The organism is Schnuerera sp. (assembly GCF_035459645.1).
Taxonomy (GTDB): domain Bacteria; phylum Bacillota; class Clostridia; order Tissierellales; family Tepidimicrobiaceae; genus Schnuerera.
The window spans coordinates 1-3,004 of the sequence record NZ_DATHXO010000153.1 but is presented as its reverse complement, the minus strand read 5'-3'; the positions used below and the strand labels follow the sequence as shown (position 1 = coordinate 3,004).

At 29.9% G+C, this 3,004-nt stretch carries 5 protein-coding genes; all 5 read right to left on the bottom strand.

Going from position 1 to position 3,004, the window contains the following annotated elements; genetic code table 11:
• On the bottom strand, nt 1–259 hold a 259-nt coding region (locus VK998_RS03600), incomplete at its 3' end, for a hypothetical protein (RefSeq protein WP_325225572.1).
• Nucleotides 260–347: 88 nt separating this feature from the next.
• Nucleotides 348–707, bottom strand: a complete 360-nt coding sequence (locus VK998_RS03595; RefSeq protein ID WP_325225569.1) for a hypothetical protein — start codon at nt 705–707, stop codon at nt 348–350.
• Nucleotides 708–742: 35 nt separating this feature from the next.
• Nucleotides 743–1,177 (bottom strand): hypothetical protein, encoded by a 435-nt coding sequence (locus tag VK998_RS03590; protein WP_325225567.1) that lies wholly within the window; start codon nt 1,175–1,177, stop codon nt 743–745.
• A gap of 94 nt (nt 1,178–1,271) precedes the next feature.
• Nucleotides 1,272–1,592, bottom strand: coding sequence for a hypothetical protein (locus VK998_RS03585; RefSeq protein WP_325225565.1), 321 nt, complete (start codon nt 1,590–1,592; stop codon nt 1,272–1,274).
• A 234-nt stretch (nt 1,593–1,826) separates the two neighbouring features.
• Complete coding sequence (locus VK998_RS03580) at nt 1,827–2,087, bottom strand: hypothetical protein (protein ID WP_325225563.1); 261 nt, start codon at nt 2,085–2,087, stop codon at nt 1,827–1,829.
• Nucleotides 2,088–3,004 lie beyond the last annotated feature (917 nt).

The following is a 3,004-nucleotide window of genomic DNA, read 5'->3' as shown; positions in this document are numbered from 1 at the left end:
GAACAGATTCTACCTCATGGTGGGAGTATCCTAAGAACATTCCTGTAGCTTCCTTAAAAGCACTACAAACATATTGTAACCTTTCATCCAACTTCTTAGCATCATCCAACTTCAATGAGTATATTGCATTATCTAAGGAGTCAAGGCTAACAGATTCTAAAAATATATCTACTCCCCTAAAAGGTTTAGGAACCACCTTCCTCACTTCCTCAGGGTCAATATTTACAACAAAACTTCCCTTGTACCTTGCTAACACCATCTTAATGAACCACCTTCCTATTACTTCCTACTATTAGTATACCATACATATTGGCTTAGTGTCAACAACTATTTAAAAATCTTTTATTTTATTCCCGTTCTGAAATTAAGTTAACCCGTTCTAAAATTAAGTTAGCTAATTCATGCCAATTTACATTATTAAGGCGCTTGCTGATAGAAGTAGAGTCTATAAACTCGTATAGGTAATCAGGTACTCCATCTAACCCTTTCTTAATCTCTTGTACTACAAAGTCTTTAAAGTGCTTTGCAATCTCTTCTACGTTACTAACTTTCTGTAAATCATAATAACTTACATTTAACTTAGTAGTTGTGTAGTCTAAAAAATCATCCGTAAAATAGATATCTACAAGAAACGTATCTCTATTAGACCTACCATTGTATTTGTTCATTATAAATATAAACCTCCCTTTTAATATCTTTAATATCATTGTACCATAATGGTCAACTTAAAGTCAACACCTATTTAAAAAATAATGTAATCTAGCTTATACTCCTTCCCTAATTGTACAACCTCTTCTATAGAGATGTCATTCTGAATGAGGGCACCTTTCTCCATATTAGACCAAAAAGAAAGTAAACAATACACAGCATCAGAGTTGCTAGTATAATGCCCTATATATGTTTTACGGTTTTCTGCCCCAATTAGTTCATCTATATCCTCCAACAACTCTTCTTCAGTGAATCGGTCATGTACAAACATTGTACAATTTAGCACCTCCTCTTTAACAAAGCCCTCATCTAGTGAACCGCAAACATGGGAGTACGTATATCCATAACCATACTCCTCATCATCTAAGAAGAATACAATAGTGTTACCCGCTTCATTAAATTCATCATCTAATACTTTTTCAATCTCTTTCAGATTATACTTCTCTAACTTAATCATTTCTTTTTTCATTGGTAAATAGCCCCTTCCTAGCTCTTAGTTCTCTACTTCCAACTTTCAACTTTCTATTATTAGTATATCATATCTATTGGCTTAGAGTCAACAACTATTTAAAAATATTAGTTAGATACGTGTCTTTATCTAAGCACCATACTTTATTCATTTCTTCTAATTCTTCTTTTGTTGGATTAAAGAAAATTGAATAACTATATAAAATATCCTTTAAGTCCTCTTCAAATTCTTTACTTTCTATGTCACTGTTGTTAAACAATACTACTTCTTCTAATTCTTCTTTTAGATTTTCCGTAACATCTCCTAAATAATTACTTTCTACTACAACGTTATCCATAAAATCTTTTAAATTACTAGCTAAAAATTCAGGTTCTGAAAACCCTGCATAATAATAAAAACCTTTTAATTTTTCCATTTTCTACTCCTCCTATTTTTAAAAACCTTTTATTTGTTATTGCTAACTACAATTATTATTATAATACATAACTGCGAATATGTAAAGGTTTTTGTTCTTTTTTTAAAATAAATTTATTATTATTTATTATTTTTTTGTATGGATAAATAAAAAAAGAGTAGGTAATCCTACTCTTTTAATATTGCTTATTAATAACCTTGTTCGTATAAGTATATTATAAAGGAATCCCATTTTTTATTTTAACAATGGGATATTCTTCCCTGTTTGAATATAGTATGCTTTTTGTATAAATGATAGAACATGGTCAAATTCTCCATTTATATAAGATTCAGCATCCTCTTTTTTAAATTGTATATAATTATCTACGTTGTTAACATAAAATTCATTATTTATAGCACCGTTAACACACTCAATACAAACATTGTAAAAATATTCTCTTGTTTTTAAAATTGTTTCTTCGGTTAGTTCGACATTATTAAATTTTATTGTTTTCATCACATAGGTCCCCTTTCGAATCTTTAAGAATATTGAATACTCGTTATTGCTCACTACTACCAATTAATTATTATACATGATTATATAGCAGTTGTAAACTGTAAACTGTGAACTGTAAACTCTTTAATTCACTAACCCTTATACAGTATAGTCCTTTCTTCTTTATTTTCGTTTATCCCAGTTAAACAGAAAGAATAAGGCAATAAACATAATACTTAACCATAAATATGTATCACTAGTCACTATAATAGCCCCCTTGTTTAGAATGATTCTAATCTACAATTCATATATACCGAGAATTTTGAATTGAATGTCCTTTAATTGATAATATGGTTAGTTTATTCTCAATTAGATAGAGCTTATCTCACTGATATACTCTGAACAGCGGGTTACCTGTTTATATTTCACCTTCACCCTTTATCCTTTTCCAACTCTTAACCTTAACTAGCGCAACCCTTACCCACTAATCATATTATACCATAAGTAGTTTCTTAAAGTCAATACTTATCTAGTATTTAAAAATAAACACATATTTCCACTAATTAATCTAGTTCAGAAACAAATAGTATAGAATAAACGATATTTAAAGCCATTCTAGCCTGTTTAACGCTATTTTTATAACCTTATAATGGTTTAGCTTGTATCTCTCTTAAAATGGCTCCTAGAGCCTCCTAGAGGGCTTTTAAATAGTTGTAAGGTAAATAGGTTAATAAATATGTAAAATCCCTCTAGGACCCTATACAGCATCTTAAATAAGCATTAGCCCATTTTAATACTTTTTAATACTTTGTAACACCTTGTAACACCTTTTAATACTTATCAAGTCTGAAGAAGGTACTCCCCCTCTTTCGGATTGTAATTTGAAGCCTTCTATTCTCTATCCTCTATTCTCTATTCTCTATTCGCTATTTTCTGCT